This window comes from Pseudomonas sp. KH_050 (assembly GCF_057838875.1).
In genome coordinates this window covers 3541886-3559091 of record NZ_CM174478.1, presented here as the reverse complement: position 1 = coordinate 3559091, position 17206 = coordinate 3541886, and the positions used below count along the sequence as shown (strand labels likewise).

The 17206-nt window shown below is 61.9% G+C and carries 14 protein-coding genes; 4 read left to right on the top strand and 10 right to left on the bottom strand.

The annotated features are described in order from the left end of the window. Positions 1 to 109 precede the first annotated feature (109 nt). Both AC3IUA_RS16265 and AC3IUA_RS16260 read left to right on the top strand, forming a co-directional pair. Positions 110 to 1252, top strand: coding sequence for a glycerate kinase (locus AC3IUA_RS16265; RefSeq protein WP_489355344.1), 1143 nt, complete (start codon positions 110 to 112; stop codon positions 1250 to 1252). A gap of 126 nt (positions 1253 to 1378) precedes the next feature. Beyond that, the gene (locus AC3IUA_RS16260; protein WP_489355342.1) at positions 1379 to 2566 is read left to right on the top strand and encodes a pyridoxal phosphate-dependent aminotransferase; all 1188 of its coding nucleotides are present in this window, start codon (positions 1379 to 1381) and stop codon (positions 2564 to 2566) included. A 109-nt stretch (positions 2567 to 2675) separates the two neighbouring features. Here AC3IUA_RS16260 and AC3IUA_RS16255 read toward each other — a convergent pair whose 3' ends face one another. The 8 genes from AC3IUA_RS16255 to AC3IUA_RS16220 all read right to left on the bottom strand — a co-directional run bounded on the left by AC3IUA_RS16255 (position 2676) and on the right by AC3IUA_RS16220 (position 13281). Beyond that, positions 2676 to 3662 carry a 2-hydroxyacid dehydrogenase gene (locus tag AC3IUA_RS16255; protein ID WP_489355340.1) on the bottom strand — a complete coding sequence of 329 codons (987 nt, stop codon included), beginning with the start codon at positions 3660 to 3662 and terminating at the stop codon, positions 2676 to 2678. A 21-nt stretch (positions 3663 to 3683) separates the two neighbouring features. Then, entirely contained in the window at positions 3684 to 4982 is a 1299-nt protein-coding gene (locus tag AC3IUA_RS16250; RefSeq protein ID WP_489355338.1) for an MFS transporter, read from the bottom strand. A 78-nt stretch (positions 4983 to 5060) separates the two neighbouring features. Further along, on the bottom strand, positions 5061 to 6080 hold the full coding sequence (locus AC3IUA_RS16245; RefSeq protein WP_489355336.1) for a sugar kinase: 1020 nt from the start codon (positions 6078 to 6080) through the stop codon (positions 5061 to 5063). Then, positions 6073 to 6855 carry a sugar phosphate isomerase/epimerase family protein gene (locus AC3IUA_RS16240; protein ID WP_489355334.1) on the bottom strand — a complete coding sequence of 261 codons (783 nt, stop codon included), beginning with the start codon at positions 6853 to 6855 and terminating at the stop codon, positions 6073 to 6075. Before AC3IUA_RS16240 ends, AC3IUA_RS16245 begins: the two co-directional genes overlap by 8 nt. Before the next feature lie 187 nt (positions 6856 to 7042). Continuing rightward, positions 7043 to 8083 (bottom strand): LacI family DNA-binding transcriptional regulator, encoded by a 1041-nt coding sequence (locus tag AC3IUA_RS16235; RefSeq protein ID WP_489355331.1) that lies wholly within the window; start codon positions 8081 to 8083, stop codon positions 7043 to 7045. Between the two features lie 204 nt (positions 8084 to 8287). Next, positions 8288 to 8929: a DUF1345 domain-containing protein gene (locus tag AC3IUA_RS16230; RefSeq protein WP_489355330.1), complete on the bottom strand. Its 642-nt coding sequence runs from the start codon at positions 8927 to 8929 to the stop codon at positions 8288 to 8290. A gap of 66 nt (positions 8930 to 8995) precedes the next feature. Then, positions 8996 to 12094, bottom strand: a complete 3099-nt coding sequence (locus tag AC3IUA_RS16225) for a multidrug efflux RND transporter permease subunit (protein ID WP_489355328.1) — start codon at positions 12092 to 12094, stop codon at positions 8996 to 8998. Between the two features lie 29 nt (positions 12095 to 12123). After that, positions 12124 to 13281: an efflux RND transporter periplasmic adaptor subunit gene (locus AC3IUA_RS16220; RefSeq protein ID WP_489355327.1), complete on the bottom strand. Its 1158-nt coding sequence runs from the start codon at positions 13279 to 13281 to the stop codon at positions 12124 to 12126. 199 nt (positions 13282 to 13480) lie between these two features. Here AC3IUA_RS16220 and AC3IUA_RS16215 point away from each other — a divergent pair, with 199 nt between their 5' ends. Together AC3IUA_RS16215 and AC3IUA_RS16210 are read left to right on the top strand one after the other, a co-directional pair. Further along, the gene (locus AC3IUA_RS16215) at positions 13481 to 14182 is read left to right on the top strand and encodes a response regulator transcription factor (protein WP_489355325.1); all 702 of its coding nucleotides are present in this window, start codon (positions 13481 to 13483) and stop codon (positions 14180 to 14182) included. A gap of 4 nt (positions 14183 to 14186) precedes the next feature. Continuing rightward, positions 14187 to 15485 carry an ATP-binding protein gene (locus AC3IUA_RS16210; RefSeq protein ID WP_489355323.1) on the top strand — a complete coding sequence of 433 codons (1299 nt, stop codon included), beginning with the start codon at positions 14187 to 14189 and terminating at the stop codon, positions 15483 to 15485. A 128-nt stretch (positions 15486 to 15613) separates the two neighbouring features. Here AC3IUA_RS16210 and AC3IUA_RS16205 read toward each other — a convergent pair whose 3' ends face one another. Both AC3IUA_RS16205 and AC3IUA_RS16200 read right to left on the bottom strand, forming a co-directional pair. After that, positions 15614 to 16399, bottom strand: a complete 786-nt coding sequence (locus AC3IUA_RS16205; RefSeq protein ID WP_489355321.1) for an anti-sigma factor family protein — start codon at positions 16397 to 16399, stop codon at positions 15614 to 15616. Continuing rightward, positions 16396 to 16893, bottom strand: coding sequence for an RNA polymerase sigma factor (locus AC3IUA_RS16200; RefSeq protein WP_489362371.1), 498 nt, complete (start codon positions 16891 to 16893; stop codon positions 16396 to 16398). The genes AC3IUA_RS16205 and AC3IUA_RS16200 overlap by 4 nt, the downstream gene beginning before the upstream one ends. Positions 16894 to 17206: the final 313 nt, after the last annotated feature.

The following is a 17206-nucleotide window of genomic DNA, read 5'->3' as shown; positions in this document are numbered from 1 at the left end:
TTTGCGTTTGTGACAATGAACAATAAACCCCTCCGCGACTTGTGCAGCGGACCGGCGTCATTCCTGATGGCAGCTGGCAGCATGGCTCCATCGGAACTGGAGAAATCACATGAAAATCGTCATCGCCCCTGATTCGTTCAAGGACAGCCTGAGTGCCATCGGTGTGGCGGATGCCATCGCCCTCGGGCTGGCGGAGGTCTGGCCGGATGCGCAACTGCTCAAGTGCCCGATGGCTGACGGCGGTGAAGGTACGGTCGAGGCGATTCTCGCGGCGTGCCATGGCGAATTGCGCAGTCACCAGGTACTGGGCCCGCTAGGCGTATCGGTGCAGGCCCGTTGGGGCTGGTTGCCTCAGAGTCACACCGCAATTATCGAGATGGCCGAGGCCAGCGGATTACAATTGGTTGCGGTCGGCCTGCGCGATGCCTGTTCCAGCAGCACTTACGGTACCGGCCAGTTGATTGGCGCGGCCCTCGACGCGGGTGCGCAACGGATCATTCTGGCCATCGGCGGCAGCGCCACCAACGACGGCGGAGCCGGGGCGATGCAGGCGTTGGGCGTGCGCTTGCTGGATGAGCAGGGGCAAGCCCTGGGGCAGGGTGGCCTGGCGCTGAAACAACTGTGCCGAATCGAACTGGACGGGATCGATCCGCGCCTGGCCCAGGTACGGTTTGAAATCGCCGCGGACGTCGACAATCCACTCTGCGGTCCCCACGGTGCCTCGGCCATCTTCGGTCCGCAGAAAGGCGCCTCGCCCGAGCAGGTGCAGCAACTGGATCAAGCCCTTGGGCATTTCGCCGAACACTGCGTTCGGGTACTGGACAAGGACGTGCGTGACGAGCCAGGCAGCGGCGCGGCGGGTGGGTTGGGGTTTGCCGCCAAGGCATTTCTGAATGCGCAATTTCGCCCGGGCGTGGAAGTGGTGGCCGAACTGGTCGGGCTGGCCGAAGCCGTTCGCGGCGCCGACCTGGTGATTACCGGCGAGGGCCGTTTTGATGCGCAGACCTTGCGTGGCAAGACGCCGTTTGGCGTGGCGCGGATCGCCAGGCAGCAAAGCGTGCCGGTGATCGTGATCGCCGGTACCTTGGGCGAAGGGTATGACCAGATGTATGAGCATGGAGTCGATGCGGCGTTTGCCTTGCCCGCGGGACCGATGAGCCTGGAGCAGGCCTGCGCCAATGCACCGGAACTGCTCAAGCAGCGGGCAGGGGATATTGCCCGGGTTTGGCGGTTGGCGGTTCGGGCTTCCTGAGCCTCGAATACTGGAAACCAGACGAGCGTGGCCAGCCATGGCTGTCGCGGGATTTGAATGCGATGGTGGCGCGCTTGGTGATTTAAGTTAGGGTTCAGGCTGGAGTTCGCGCAACAGGAGAGCTACATGCGCTATTCAGCCTTGACCCAACGTATTGCCGGCGACGGAGCAGCGGCCTGGCAGATTCACGACCGAGCACTGGAATTGATAGAAGGGGGCACCGACGTGTTGTTGCTGTCGATCGGCGACCCGGACTTTGATACCCCCAAACCGATTGTTCAAGCCGCCATCGACAGCCTGCTGGCCGGCGATACTCATTATTCAGAGGTACGTGGCAACCGCTCGCTGCGCAATAGCATTGCCCGGCGCTATAGCCGGCGCAGCGGTCAAGCGGTCGATGCGGATCACGTGGTGGTCATGCCCGGCGCGCAATGCGCGGTGTATTCAGTGGTGCAATGCTTGCTCGATCCGGGCGACGAAGTGATAGTCGCCGAGCCGATGTACGTTACCTATGAAGGCGTGTTTGGTGCCTGCGGGGCCAAGGTGGTGCCGGTGGCAGTATCTTCGGAGAATGGCTTTCGGGTTGATCCGGCAGATGTTGCAGCGCTGATCACCCCGAGGACCCGGGCCATGCTGCTCAATAGTCCGAACAATCCCTCCGGCGCAAGTTTGTCGTTGCCGATCTGGCAGGAACTCGCGCACTTGTGCATCGAGCATGATCTGTGGCTGATCAGCGATGAGGTGTACAGCGACCTGTTGTTCGAGGGCGAGCACATCAGCCCGGCGAGTCTGCCAGGCATGGCCGAGCGTACGGCGACCCTCAACAGTCTGTCCAAATCCCATGCCATGAGTGGCTGGCGGGTTGGGTGGGTGATCGGCCCCAAGCCTCTGACCGAACATTTGATCCATCTGTCGCTGTGCATGTTGTTCGGCCTGCCGGATTTCGTGCAAAAGGCCGCTGAAGTCGCCCTTGATGCCGATTTGCCGGAGCTTGCGCAGATGCGTGACGAGTATCGCCTGCGCCGGGACCTGGTCTGCGCCCAGCTGAACGAATGTCCCGGAATCAGTGCCGTGAAGCCGGATGGAGGCATGTTCGTCATGGTCGATATTCGGCAAACAGGCCTTGGCGCCCAAGCCTTTGCCGAGCGTCTGCTGGAGGGTTACAGCGTGTCAGTGCTGGCCGGCGAGGCGTTCGGGCCGAGCGCGGCGGGACATATCCGGCTGGGGCTGGTGGTGGACCCATTGCGCCTGATCGAGGCCTGTCGGCGGATAGCGCGCTGTGCGGCGGATATACTGGAGCAGCGGCCTCAGTAAAATCGTCGGCGCGGCGGAGAAAAAGATCGCAGCCTGCGGCAGCTCCTACAGAAGCAAACCGTGATCGGCGCAGGAGCTGCCGCAGGCTGCGATCTTTTGATCTTGCTCTTTAGAGTCGGCGCTTCTCCCACACCTCCCCATTCACCAGATTCGCCGGCCGCTCGCCAGCCAGGGCCGCCAGCAGATTGTTTACCGCGCACCGGGCCATCGCCTCACGGGTTTCATGGGTGGCGGAGCCGATATGCGGAGTCGCTACCACGTTGTCCAGTTGCAGCAGCGGCGAATCGTGCTCCAGCGGTTCGCGCTCGAATACATCCAGTCCGGCAGCGCGGATCTGCCGCTGTTGCAGCGCCTCGATCAACGCTGCTTCATTGACCACCTTGCCCCGGGAAATATTGATGAAGATGCTTTCCGGGCGCATCAACGCAAACTCCTTCGCGCCGATCAGGCCTTCGGTCTCGGCCGTCAGCGGTAAGGTCAGGCAGATAAAGTCTGCCTGTTGCAACAACTCCGCCAGGCTGCGGTACTGCGCATTGAAGCGCTTCTCCACCGCAGGTTTCGCACTGTTGCTGTGATAGATGACCGGCATGCCGAAACCGAAATGCCCCCGTTGCGCCAGCGCTTCGCCGATCCGCCCCATGCCGATGATGCCGAGGGTCTTGCCATGCACGTCGCTGCCAAAATGCATCGGCCCGATGTTGTGATTCCACTGTCCGGCGCGGACCAGGTTGGCCAGTTCGACCACCCGCCGAGCCGTGGCCAGAATCAGTGCGAAACCGGTGTCGGCAGTGGTTTCGGTCAACACGTCAGGGGTGTTGCTGAGCAGAATGTTGCGGCGGGTCAGGTAGTCGATGTCGTAGTTATCGACGCCGACCGAGACGCTGGCAACGGCTTCCAGGTTTGGCGCCAGATCAAGCAGCCCGGCATCCAGCCGCAGGCTGGCACCCAATAATCCCTGAGCACCAGGCAGGGCGTCGCGCAGGCGCATCAGGCCATCGCTGTCGAGCTTGTCGATCAGGGTCACCTGGGCCTGTTCATGTAAGCGGCTCATCAGCGTCGGCGACAGTTTCTTGTAGAGGACGACGTGCTTTTTCATCGTGTTCACCTTCAGTTCAATTCAGGAATGCGCAGCCAGGGGACGTCTCGGCGCGGCCTTGGGCAGCGCTCGATCGCTGGCCCCGGGCTTGAGGCAAATCGTCAACACCACCGACAGCAGCAACGCACCGCTCATCAACAAATAAGAAGCGCCGGGCGAGCCGGTGGAGCTGTTCAGGTAACCGACCAGATAGGAGCCACCGAAAGAGCCGAGGGCGCCCATGCTGTTGATCAAGGCCATGGCGCCACCGGCGACGTTGGCCGGGAGAATTTCCGGGACGATGGCAAAAAACGGTCCGTAAGGCGCGTACATGCAAGCCCCGGCAATCACCAGCAAGCTGTAGGACCACCAGAAGTGCTCGGCACCGAGGGCGTAGGAACCGTAGAACGCTATGGAAGCGATCAGCAGCGGCGGCCAGACAAAACGTTTCCGGCGCTGGATCTTGTCCGAGCCCCAGGACACCACCAGCATTGCAATCACCGCCGCCAGGTAAGGCAGCGCCGACAGCCAGCCGGCTTCGATCATGTCCATCTGTGCGCCCTGCTTGAGAATCGACGGCAGCCACAGCACAAAGCCGTAGACACCAATACTCCAGCAGAAGAATTGCAGCGCGAGAATGATTACCTTCGGCGAGCGAAAGGCCTCGGCGTAGTTTTTCACCGCCTTGATCCCGACCTGTTCGGCGGCCAGAGCGCTTTGCAGGTCCAGCTTTTCGGTCTCGCTCAGCCATTTGGCGTCGGCCGGCCGGTCATCGGCCAGGCGCCACCAGATAAACGCCCAGAACACCGCCGGCAGGCCTTCGATGATGAACATCCAGCGCCAGCTGTAGTGCTGCACCAGATAGCCGGAGACCACCGACATCCAGAGCATGGTCACCGGGTTGCCGAGGATCAGAAAGGTGTTGGCCCGCGAGCGTTCGGCACGGGTGAACCAGTGGCAGAGGTACACCAGCATCGCCGGCATCACCGCGGCTTCGACCACCCCGAGCAAGAACCGGATGACGATCAGCATGTAGGCATTGGAGACGATCCCGGTCAGGGTCGCCAGGCTGCCCCAGAGAATCAGGCTGACAAAGATCAGCTTCTTCACGCTGTTTTTTTGCGCGTAGATCGCTCCCGGTATCTGGAAGAAAAAGTAACCAAGGAAAAACAGTGCGCCGAGCAACGATGACAGCCCCGGCGTGATCATCAGGTCGGCGGCCATCCCGGAGGCGGCGGCGAAACCATAGTTGGCCCGATCCAGGTACGCCAGGCTATAGGTGATGAACACGATGGGCATGATGTACCACCAGCGGCGGGTGGCGAGTTTGGGCGTTTGCATGATGGTGCTCCTGAGCTTGTTGTTTTTGTCGCAGCAGGTAACGGGTTTGTTTCAAATTTTGCAGTGACTGGTCGGACCTCATCGCGGGCAGGCTAGCTCCCCCATGGAATGGGTGTCTGACGCAGATCCCCAGTGGGAGCGAGCCTGCTCGCGATCGGCGGCATTGAATTCGGCAGATAACTCAAGCCTGGTCGGCAACCCCTCCATATCCCCACGGCTCTGCACCGCGCGGCTGCCAATCCAGTTGGCGCGCTGCACCGCGTCGCTGAAGCTGTGGTTCTCCAGCAGTGCGCTGATCATGCCCACCGCAAAACCATCACCGGCACCCACGGTATCGACGACCTGTGCCACCGGCACGGCCGCGACAAAGCCCTGGTCCAGACGGGTACGGTAATACGCGCCGTGGGCACCGAGCTTGATCGCCACGGCTTCGGCGCCCTGGTCCAGATAGAAGGCGGCGATGTCGGCCGGGTCTTCGAAGCCGGTGAGCAAGCGACCTTCACTCAATCCCGGCAAAACCCAGTGGGCGAGGGCGGCCAGCCGGTTTATTTCAGTGATCATCTGTTGTTCGCTGGACCACAAGGCCGGACGCAGATTGGGATCGAACGACACGCTGCTCCCGGCGGCGCGCATCTGCGCCATTAATTCACCGGACAGCTCACGGGCGGTGGCCGACAGCGCCGGTGGAATGCCGGTCGCATGCAGGTGACGGGCCTGCAGCAAGTCCGGACGGATCGCTTCGATCGACAGATGACTGGCGGCCGAACCCCGACGGAAGTATTCCACTTGGGGATCAGCGCCAGCATCCTCGCGGGATTTGAACTGAAAGCCGGTCGGGTGCTGCGGATCGACCTCGACATGGGAGCAGTCCAGGCCTTCACCTTGCAGCGTATCGAGCACAAAGCGTCCCAGGGAGTCGGCGCCGACCCGGCTTAGCCAGGCCACCTTGAAACCCAGTCGCGACAGGCCGATGGCGACGTTACTGTCAGCCCCGGCGATGCGTTTGTGAAAGTTCGCGACCTGAGCCAGATCACCGGTTTGCTCGGCGACGAACATGGCCATGGTTTCGCCGAACGACAGGATATCGATCTCAGACATGTGCGCTCTCCAGAAGTGGCTGGCCCAGTCGGGCCAAGGTGGCGACATGCTCGGCAGTCAGCTGTACCAGATCACCGCCTTGCAGCGGATATTCCACCGCCCGGGTAATGCCTTGGGTCATATGTCCCAGCAGTTGTTCCCACAAATGCAGGTCGCCGGGGGCGGGCGGTATCGCTACCAACTTGCTGTCGACCCTGCGGGTGACTGCCTTGCAATGCACGTAACCGACATACCGGCCGAGCAGACGCGCGGCGGTGACGGCAGATTGGTCCTGCCATTGCCAGTTGCCTATATCGAAGGTCATCTGCACCGCCAGCCTGTGTTGCTCGATCCGCGCAAAGAATCGCTGGAACGGTTCGATGCGTCCGCCCTGCAAGGTCTGGTCGTTTTCCACCAGCAACTGGACCGGGTGCTGCGCCAGGCAGGCGGCGAAGCTCTGCAGGTCGCTGTTGTCGGTGAAGTGCCCGAGGGACACTTTCAGCCATTTCGCACCAAAGGACCGGGCTCGATTCAGGGTCGCAGCCAGTAGCGGGTTGGGCAGCGCCTGACCGGCCACCCAAAGCTCCAGCGGTGAGGAGTACACCGCTTCAAGCCCATGCTGCTCGATGGCCCGGGTCAGCTCTCGCGGGTCTTCGGCGGTGAGCAATTCTTCACGCCACTCGATGCGCCGAGCCCCGGCCTTGGCCAATACCTCGACGAATGCCAGTTGCCCGCGTCGGCGAACCAGGTCGGCGCCGTAGCTGGACAGGCTGATGGAAACAGGTGATTTACTCATTGTCATTGACCTCTGAAACCGGTTTCATTTTTGTTCAAAAAAATAGCTGCCGCCGATACCTCGTAGCAGCTGCCGAAGGCTGCGTCGGTGGCGCAGCCGCCGTAAATCAGAAAAACGCGCAGAGACAGTTGAAAATCAGTAGCCGCTTTGCGAGGAGTACCTCCTCGAACGCAGCCTTCGGCAGCTGCTACAAGGGGCTTTGTTGTGCGTGCTTCAATTGCGTCGACCCACGAACAATCAACTGCGCCGGATAGTCCAGCGTCCTCACCGGCCCATCATCTCCACGCAATCGCTTGAGCAAACATTCAAACGCGCTGGCGCCAATGGCCTCGGTCGGCTGGGCGAGGGCGGTGATGCCGCTGCCCACCAGCGGATACCAGTCCAGGTCATCCAGGGCAATCAAGCCAACGTCCTCGAACAGCTGGCAACCCAGCTCGCGCAGCGCACTGGTCGCGGCCAGCGCGGCAATGCCGTTGGCGCAGAACAGGGCTTTCGGGCCGGGGCCGGGAGTGGCGAGAAAGGCTTGCAGGCGCGCCGTCAGCTCGGCGCCGGTTTCGACTACAGCGCCCAGCAGGGCTGGACGTTGAGCGATTTCGCGGGTGAAGCTGCTGACCCGCTCGATCCGCGAACTGGTGCCGTCATAGGGCTCGCTGACCATCACCACGTCGCGATAGCCTCGCTCTTCAAGGTGCTCAAGGGCGGTATGGACCGCGGCGGGGTTATCCAGGCCGACCAGATCGCTGTGCAACTGCTCGACCTTGCGATCCACCAGCACCATGGGCATTTCCTGGTGCAGTTCGCGCAATTGCTCCGGATGGTGCCCGAGGGTGTTCACGATCAGGCCTTCGATGTTGTACGAGCGCAGAGCCGCCAGATGCTGGCGTTCCTGCGCGTCATCGCGGTCGGTGTTGCACACCACCAGGCTGTAGCCGTGCTGACGGCAGACGGTTTCCACGCCATGCATCACGGCAATCGAATAGGGGTTGCGGATATCGGCCACCAGCATGCCGATCAGACGGGTGCGTCCGCGTTTCAGGCCGCGGGCCATCTGGTTCGGGCGATAACCCAGCTCGCTGATCGCCTGCTCGATGCGCAAGGCAATGGCATCGGAGAGCAGGGCGCGATCCTCGCCGATAAAGCGCGACACGCTGGCCTTGGAGACCCCGGCGCGTTCAGCGACATCAAGCATGGTCACGCGGCTGCGTTGGGCGGCGGAAAAACTGTTCACGGGGCACGACCTTGTTATTGGAATTATTGGGAAGCAGCGGCTGTGGGACTTCGCTGAAACCGGTTTCAGAAGACACCAAAACCCGATAGGTCGTCAAGAGGGGTGAATGAGAAAATTGTCAGCCGTCCACAAACCTCGGTTATAGACTTCTCGTAGTCCTTTGAAACATGATTGCAAGCTATTGAAAATTATAGCTTTTTAACATCAAGTAAATAAACCCGCCGCAATATTGATTGAAATACCCAGAATCGCCGTATTGAACACAAAGCCGATCAACGACTGCGCCAGGACAGTCTTGCGCAAGCCCCGGGTGGCGACGCCGACGTCCGAGGTTTGTACCGCGACGCCGATGGTGAAGGAGAAATACAGGAAGTCCCAGTAGTTGGGGTCGATCTCGCCCTCGGCAAAGCGCAACGCCGGTTTTTTACCGTCCCACGTGTAGTAAAGCCGCGCGTAATGCAGGCTGAAGATCACTCCGGTCAGCAGCCAGGAGCCGAGCACCGTCAATCCGGTGAAGCCGTAGCGCAGTAGCTTGTCGGGGGTGTCCATTTCGCTGCTGCCGGCCAGTTCGAAGATGATGGCGGCGAGGCTGGCCATCGCAGCGATACAGACTGTTAGCAGCACCAGTCCGGCATTTTCGTCTTCGGCCTCTGCAATTCGTTTAACATCAGTGGCTTGCGATCGAAAGGTCAACCAGAACATCAGTATCAGGTAGGTCCAGACCCCGGTATTCCAGCCAATGAGGATTTTGCTGATAACCGAATCGGCCGGAACCAGTATGCCGACCGCCACGCCGAGCAGGGCGGCGGCGGTCAGTCGAGGATGGGTGCGGACGAGGTGCGGCATGGCTGCTCGATGTGATGGGGCCTTGACGAACCTTAGCATGTGGTTGGATGGAGACCGAAAGGCACCTCAACCGTCTGAATTCCGCTTCTTGACCAATTTCATCACCACCACAAAAAACACCGGCACGAACACCACCGCCAATGTCGCGGTGATCATCCCGCCGATCACCCCGGTACCGATGGCCTGCTGGCTCGCCGAACTGGCGCCCGTGGCAATCGCCAGGGGTACCACCCCGAGGATGAACGCCAGTGAAGTCATGACAATCGGGCGCAGGCGCAGGCGGGCGGCTTGTACCGTAGCGTCGATCAGGTCGTGGCCTTCGTCGTAGAGGCTCTTGGCGAACTCGATGATCAGGATCGCGTTCTTCGCCGACAGCCCGATGATGGTGATCAACCCGACCTTGAAGAACACATCATTGGGCATTCCCCGCAGCGTCACGGCCAGTACCGCACCGAGCACCCCCAGCGGCACCACCAGCAATACCGAGGTGGGGATCGACCAACTCTCGTACAACGCCGCCAGACACAGGAACACAATCAACAGCGACAGCCCGAGCAGGATCGGTGCCTGGGCGCCGGAAAGGCGTTCCTGCAATGACAGCCCGGTCCATTCCTGGCCCAGGCCCGCGGGCAGTAGCGCCACCAGCCGCTGGACTTCCTCCATTGCCTCACCAGTGCTGTAGCCGGGCGCCGGTTCGCCGGAAATGCTGATGGCCGGGTAGCCGTTGTAGCGGGTCAACTGCGCCGGGCCCTGGATCCATTTCGCCTGGACGAAGGCTGAGAGTGGCACCATTTTTTCGGCGTTGTTACGTACATGGATCTTCAGCAAATCGGCCACCTGGCTGCGTTGATCGCCTTCAGCCTGCACCACCACCCGTTGCATCCGCCCCTGGTTGGGGAAGTCATTGATATAAGCCGAACCGACCGCGGTGGACAGTACGTTGCCAATATCCGCAAAAGAGATGCCGAGGGCGTTGGCCTGCTTGCGATCGACTTCCAATTGCACCTGCGGCGCTTCCGCCAAGGCACTTTCGCGGACGTTGGCCAGAACCGGGCTCTTCTCTGCGGCGGCCAACAGTTCAGTGCGCGCTTGCATCAGCGCGGCATGGCCGACACCGCCGCGGTCTTGCAGGCGAAACTCGAAACCGCTGGAGGTGCCCAAGCCGTCCACTGGCGGCGGTAATACGGCAAAAGCCACCGCGTCCTTGATCTGGCTGAGGGCGATGTTGGCCCGATCAGCGATCGAGGCCGCCGAATCCTCGCTACCGCGTTCCGACCAGTCCTTGAGCGTAGTGAAGGCCAGCGCCGCGTTCTGCCCGCTACCGGAGAAGCTGAAACCGAGGATCACTGTGCTGTCGCCAACGCCAGGTTCGCTGGCGTTGTGGGCTTCGATCTGCTCCACCACCTGCACCGTGCGGTTCTTGCTCGCACCCGGTGGCAGCTGGATATCGGTGATGGTGTAGCCCTGGTCTTCCACTGGCAGGAACGAGGAGGGCAGGCGACTGAAACACAGTCCCAGGCCAATCAGCAGCACTCCATAGATCAACAGGTAACGCCCGGTGCGTTTCAGCGCGTAGACGACCCCGCGCTGATAACCGTCGCTCAGTTGTTCGAAGCGCCGGTTGAACCAGCCGAAGAAACCGCCCTTGGTGTGATGTTCGCCCTTGGCGATCGGCTTGAGCAAGGTCGCACACAGCGCCGGGGTCAAGGTCAGGGCGAGAAACGCCGAGAACAGAATCGAGGTGGCCATCGACAGGGAGAACTGCTGGTAGATCACCCCCACCGAGCCCTGCATGAACGCCATCGGAATAAACACCGCGACCAGCACCAGGGTGATGCCGATGATTGCCCCGGTGATCTGCTTCATCGCCTTGCGCGTCGCATCGACGGGCGACAGGCCCTCGGTGGCCATAATCCGCTCGACGTTCTCTACCACCACAATGGCGTCGTCCACCAGGATGCCGATGGCCAGCACCATGCCGAACATAGTCAGCACGTTGATCGAGAACCCCAGCGCCAGCATGGTCGCAAAGGTCCCCATCAACGCCACCGGCACCACCAGGGTCGGGATCAGCGTGTAGCGGATGTTCTGCAGGAACAGGAACATCACCGCAAACACCAGCAGCATCGCTTCGCCCAGGGTGTAGACCACTTTGGTGATCGAGACTTTGACGAACGGCGAAGTGTCGTAGGGGATCTTGTATTCCACCCCGACCGGGAAATACCGTGCCAGTTCATCCATCTTCGCCCGCACCAGGGTCGCGGTGCTCAAGGCGTTGGCCCCCGGCGACAACTGTACGCTGACAGCGGTCGACGGCTGGCCGTTCAAACGGGTGGAAAACTGGTATTCCTGACTGCCGATCTCGACCCGGGCGACGTCGCCGATGCGCACGGTGGAGCCGTCGGGATTGGCGCGCAGGACGATGTCGGCGAACTCTTCGGGGCTCGACAACTGGCCTTTGACCAGCACTGTCGCGGTGATTTCCTGAGTCGAACGGGTCGGCAGGTCACCGATGCTGCCGGCCGACACCTGGGCGTTCTGCGCCGTAATGGCCGCGTTGACATCGGCCGGGGTCAGGTTGAAGCCAATCAGCTTCTGCGGGTTTATCCATATTCGCATGGCCCGCTCGGCGCCATACAGCTGCGCCTTGCCGACACCGTCGATGCGGCGGATCTCGTTCATCACGTTGCGCGCCAGGTAATCGCTGAGCGCCACGTTGTCGAGTTTGCCGTCCCTGGAGGTCAGGGTAATCAGCAACAGGAAACCGGCCGAGACCTTTTCCACCTGCAAGCCTTGCTGGGTCACCGATTGCGGAAGGCGCGGCTCTACCGCCTTGAGGCGATTCTGCACGTCGACCTGGGCCATTTCCGGGTGGGTACCGGGCTGGAAGGTCGCGGTGATGGTGGCAGAGCCCAGGCTGCTCTGGGATTCGAAATACAGCAGATTGTCAGCACCGTTGAGCTCTTCCTCGATCAGGCTGACCACGCTTTCGTCCACCGTTTGCGCCGAGGCGCCGGGGTAGGTGGCGTAGATTTCGACTTTCGGCGGCGCGACATTGGGGTATTGCGCTATCGGTAACTGCGGGATGGCCAGGGCGCCGGCCAGCAGGATGAACAGCGCGACCACCCAGGCGAAGATCGGGCGGTCGATAAAAAATTGCGGCATGGGAGCTGAGTCCTGGGATCGGTTGGTAGCTACTGGCCAGAAGCCTGGGCGAGTGGAAGAGGGCTGTCGTCGATCTGCACTTTCTCGCCGGGCCGCGCGTGTTGCAGGCCTTCGGTGACAATGCGGTCGCCCGGTTTAAGGCCGTCGGTGACGATCCAGCGGTCCTTCTGCTCCTGACCAAGCTGCACCGGTTGCTGGCTGACCCGCTGTTCGGCGTCCACCAGCAGCACCTGGGCGATACCGGCGCTGTCACGCACAATCGCCCGCTGCGGCACGCTGATGCCTTGCTGGTTGATCGCCTGCTGCAGACGCACGCGGACAAAGCTGCCCGGCAGCAGGTCGAGGTCCGGGTTGGGGAACTCGCTGCGCAGGATGATCTGGCCGGTGCCCGGGTCGACACTGATGTCGGTAAACAGCAGCTTGCCCGGCAGCGGGTAGAGGCTGCCATCGTCCTGAATCAGGGTGGCCTTGGCCTGATCCTGGCCGATCTGCTGCAACTGCCCGGCACGGAAGGCCCGGCGCAAGTCGTTGAGTTCGCGGGTCGACTGGGTCAGGTCGGCGTGGATCGGGTCCAGTTGCTGGATCAGCGCCAGCGGCGTGCTTTCGTTTTGCCCGACCAGCGCGCCCTCAGTGACCAGCGCGCGACCGATGCGCCCGGAGATCGGCGCGGTGACCGTGGCGTAACCGAGGTTCAGTCGGGCCCGTTGCACCGCAGCCTGATTGGCCGCTACCTCAGCGGCGGTCTGGCGCACGCTGGCCCGGGCGTTGTCGTAATCCTGGCCGCTGATGGCGTTGCCTTCGACCAGCTGGGCGTAGCGCTGCTCCTGCAAACGCGCCTGGAACGCATTGGCCTCGGCCTTGCGCAGGCTGGCCTGGGCGCTGTCGAGGTCGGCCTTGAATGGCGCTGGGTCGATGCGAAACAGCACGTCGCCGTGCTTGACGTCGGAGCCTTCACGGAAGGTGCGCTGCAGTACGACGCCGGCTACCCGTGCCCGGACTTCGGCAATCCGTGGCGCGGCGATCCGCCCGCTCAATTCGCTGGTGATCGAAAGCGGCCGCGCCTGGATGGTCTCGATCCGCACCGAGGCCAGCGGAGCCTGCTCTTCGGCGGTGGAAGACTTGTCGCAGGCACCCAGGGTCAATGCCAGTGCAATCAGGCCAAGCTTCGCAACCAGGTTCTTCGACATGCTGATACCCCAATAATGACCCCGGCATGCTACGGCCAGCGGTCAAGGGCTGCTGTGAAGCTCTGTAGGTGCTCTGTGAAAAAGTGTGAAGCGAATGCTCACACGGGCGCGATGGCGTATATCCTTCGCTGCTTACTTGCGGGTCGTGCGTTCCGTAAGCGTTGCCCTTAGTCTTCTTAAAGTGAACAGACATCAATCCATGCCCAACATCCTCCTGGTCGAAGACGACTCCGCGCTCTGCGAACTGATCGCCAGCTACCTGGAACGCAACGGCTACCACGTCAGCGTGCTGAGCCGCGGCGATCAGGTGCGCGAGCGTGCACGGTCGACCCCGCCGGACCTGGTAATCCTCGATCTGATGCTACCGGGCCTCGACGGCCTGCAAGTCTGCCGCCTGCTGCGGGCCGACTCGGCGTCCCTGCCGATCCTGATGCTCACCGCCCGTGACGACAGCCACGATCAAGTGCTGTGCCTGGAAATGGGCGCCGACGACTACGTCACCAAACCCTGCGAGCCGCGGGTATTGCTGGCGCGGGTGCGTACCCTGCTGCGCCGCAGCAGTCTGAATGAACCGCAAACCGCCAGCGACCGGATCCTCATCGGCAACCTGTGCATCGACCTGTCGGAGCGCAGCGTGGCCTGGCGCGAACAGCCGGTGGAGTTGTCCAGCGGTGAATACAACCTGCTGGTGGTGCTGGCCCGCCATGCCGGTGAGGTGCTGAGCCGCGACCAGATCCTGCAACGCCTGCGCGGTATCGAGTTCAACGGCACCGACCGCTCGGTAGACGTGGCCATCTCCAAGCTGCGGCGCAAGTTCGACGACCATGCCGGTGAAGCCCGCAAGATCAAGACCGTGTGGGGCAAGGGCTACCTGTTCAGCCGTTCCGAGTGGGAATGCTGAGCCGATGCTGCGAATCCTCATTCGGTTGTACCTGATCACCATCGTCACCTTCAGCGCGGCGATCTATTTGATCCCTGACCTGGTGATCAAGGTTTTTCATGAGCGTTTTGCCAAGTACAACCTCGACCAGTCCCGCGGCCTGCAGAACCTGATCGTCAAACAGTTTCACGCGGTGCCCGCCGAGCAATGGCAGGCTCTGGCAACTGAACTGGACCAGGCGTTCCGGCCGCTGCAGATCGTGCTGGTGCGCAATGACGATCCAGACTTCAGCGACCATGAACTCGAACGCCTGCAGCGCGGCGAGATGGTCATCCGCATGGGCGACTGGGCCTGGCGCACGCTCTCGGTGGCGCCACTGGACGAGCAGCTGGCGGTCAAGCTGATCGTTCCGCCGGATCCGCTGGACGTCAATTTGCTCTACTGGAGCATCAACGTGCTGATCGGCGCGGCGTTACTGGCCTGCCTGCTGATCTGGCTGCGCCCGCACTGGCGCGATCTGGAGCGCTTGAAAGGCACCGCCGAGCGCTTCGGCAAGGGGCAGTTGGGTGAGCGCACGCAGATTTCCTCCAGTTCCAACATTGGCAGCCTGGCCCATGTCTTCGACACCATGGCCGCCGACATTGAAAACCTGCTTAACCAGCAGCGCGACCTGCTCAACGCGGTCTCCCACGAACTGCGCACGCCATTGACCCGGCTCGACTTCGGCCTGGCGCTGGCGTTATCCGACGACTTGCCGGCAGCCAGTCGTGAGCGCTTGCAGGGCTTGGTCGCACACATTCGCGAGCTGGATGAGCTGGTGCTGGAACTGCTGTCCTACAGCCGCTTGCAAAACCCGGCGCAGGTGCCGGAGCGGGTGCAGGTATCCCTCGATGAGTTCATCGACAGTATCCTGGGCAGTGTCGACGAAGCGCTGGAGTCCCCTGACATCGTCATCGATGTCTTGCTGGATGGTCTGTACGAACGCTTTGTCCTCGATCCACGCTTGACCGCCCGCGCCATCCAGAACCTGCTGCTCAATGCCATGCGCTACTGCGAAAATCGTATTCAGGTTGGGGTTCACGTGGGTTCGAAAGGCTGTGAAATCTGGGTCGACGACGACGGTATCGGCATTCCCGAGGACGAGCGGGAACGGGTTTTCGAACCTTTCTACCGCCTCGACCGCAGCCGCGACCGCGCCACCGGCGGTTTCGGCCTCGGCCTGGCGATCAGCCGCCGGGCACTGGAAGCCCAGGGCGGGACGCTGACGGTAGAAATCTCACCGCTCGGCGGGGCGCGGTTCAGGTTGTGGTTGCCGACTTTGTGACCGGCAGATGTCCTGTGGAGCGAGCTTGCTCGCGATGACGGCCTGACAGCCGGTCTGTTTTCTGAGGCACGTAATCGTGCTGGTGGCAATTTCCGAAATCGCCAAAAGATCGCAGCCTTCGGCAGTTCCTACGCACTCAACCGGCTTCTAACCACCTGTGCCATGGCCTCCAGTTCCGGCGTCGGGTTACGGCCGATCAGCATGTAGGCGTAGCCCATATCGGACCAGAAAACGATATTCATCCCGCGCCGTTGCTCATGCGCCGGATCGCGGGTGCCGATGGCCGAGCGGGTGATGCACAGCGCCAGCGGTCCATGGCGCGGGTCCAGATAGGTTATCTGGGCAATCGTCACACCCTCGTATTCGAGCAGTTGTGCGCGTTTGAGTGCCGGTCCCGGGAGCTTCAGTTGCGTCGGTTCCAGTGCCAGGCCCAGGCGTTGGCCGACGGTCTGGAGCTGTGCCCGCCGGGACGCTTCGTCGTCGGGCAGGTGGTCCAGGGTTTGCGGGGTGTAGAGGGCCATGAAGTCGGCCACCAGCCCCCGCCAGTTGGTTGTGACCTTGGGGGTGGAGGTCTGCCAGCCGAGGAACACTCGGTCGGCGGCAATGCCGGTGAGCAGAAAACCTGCCGCCGCCGTGATGAACCGGCGTCGACTCAACGGAGTGCTGGCAGCGGGCGCCGGCAAATCCGTGAGCATCGTCGCCAGTCGGTCCTGCGGCGCCTGATCCAGCAAGTCGGCGTAGGCGCTCTGGAACGGCAGATCGCTGCTCGACAGCCACTCAAGCCGCTGTTCCAGGGCTTCGTCATTGGCCAGTGCGGAATCGATCCGCAGACGCTCCTCGCTGCTCAGTTGCCCATCGAGGTAGGCCACCAGCTGTTCATCCGAGGGTGCGGGTTTCGAGGGTTGATCGGTCATCGCCGTTCTCCTGTGGAGGGGCTGGGTACTGAGTGCAGGGGCGGATGCTCGGCCAGCTTCAAGCGAGCCGCCGCCAGACGGCTCATGACGGTGCCGATGGGGATCGCCAGCACCTCGGCGACTTCCCGGTAGGTCAAACCCTCGACATAGGCCAAAAATACCGTTTCGCGCTGCGCCTCGGGCAAGGCGTCGACCCGTTTGATCACTTGCGCGGCCAGCACCTGGGTTTGCACGATGTATTCTCCATCGAACGAAAGCGCGCTGTCGGCATGGACGAAACCCTGGCCGTGGCGCACCCGTTGTGCGCGCACTTCGTTGAGCCAGATCGAGTGCAGGATGCTCAGCAACCAGCGATCCATGCGCGTGCCCGGCACAAATTGCCCGGCACGCTCCAGCGCCCGCACGCAGGTGGCCTGTACCAGGTCTTCAGCCACATGCCGTTGCCGAGACAACACCAGGCCATAACGCCACAAACGCGTCAGGTGCTGGCTCAGTTCTGCTCGTATTGCCTGATCGCTGGCGATAGCGACCTCCGTCCCGAGGGGGTGAGCGGTGGTTTCAGCTTTTCGACGAATCGGCGATGGCGTCGGCCGCACTTGTGCATAGTGGGCTCACAAACAGAGAACACCCGACAGCCGATAATTATTCATACAGACCGTGAAACCAGTGCATCACTTCGTAGCAGCCTGGCGGCAGCTGCTACGGATACCGTGTCAGCCAGTCCCGCTTTTGGCCAATGCACTGCTTTACGGCCAGACACAATGCCTTGTTATAGTTCTGCCCTCATTACAGCCCAGCAAAGGATTA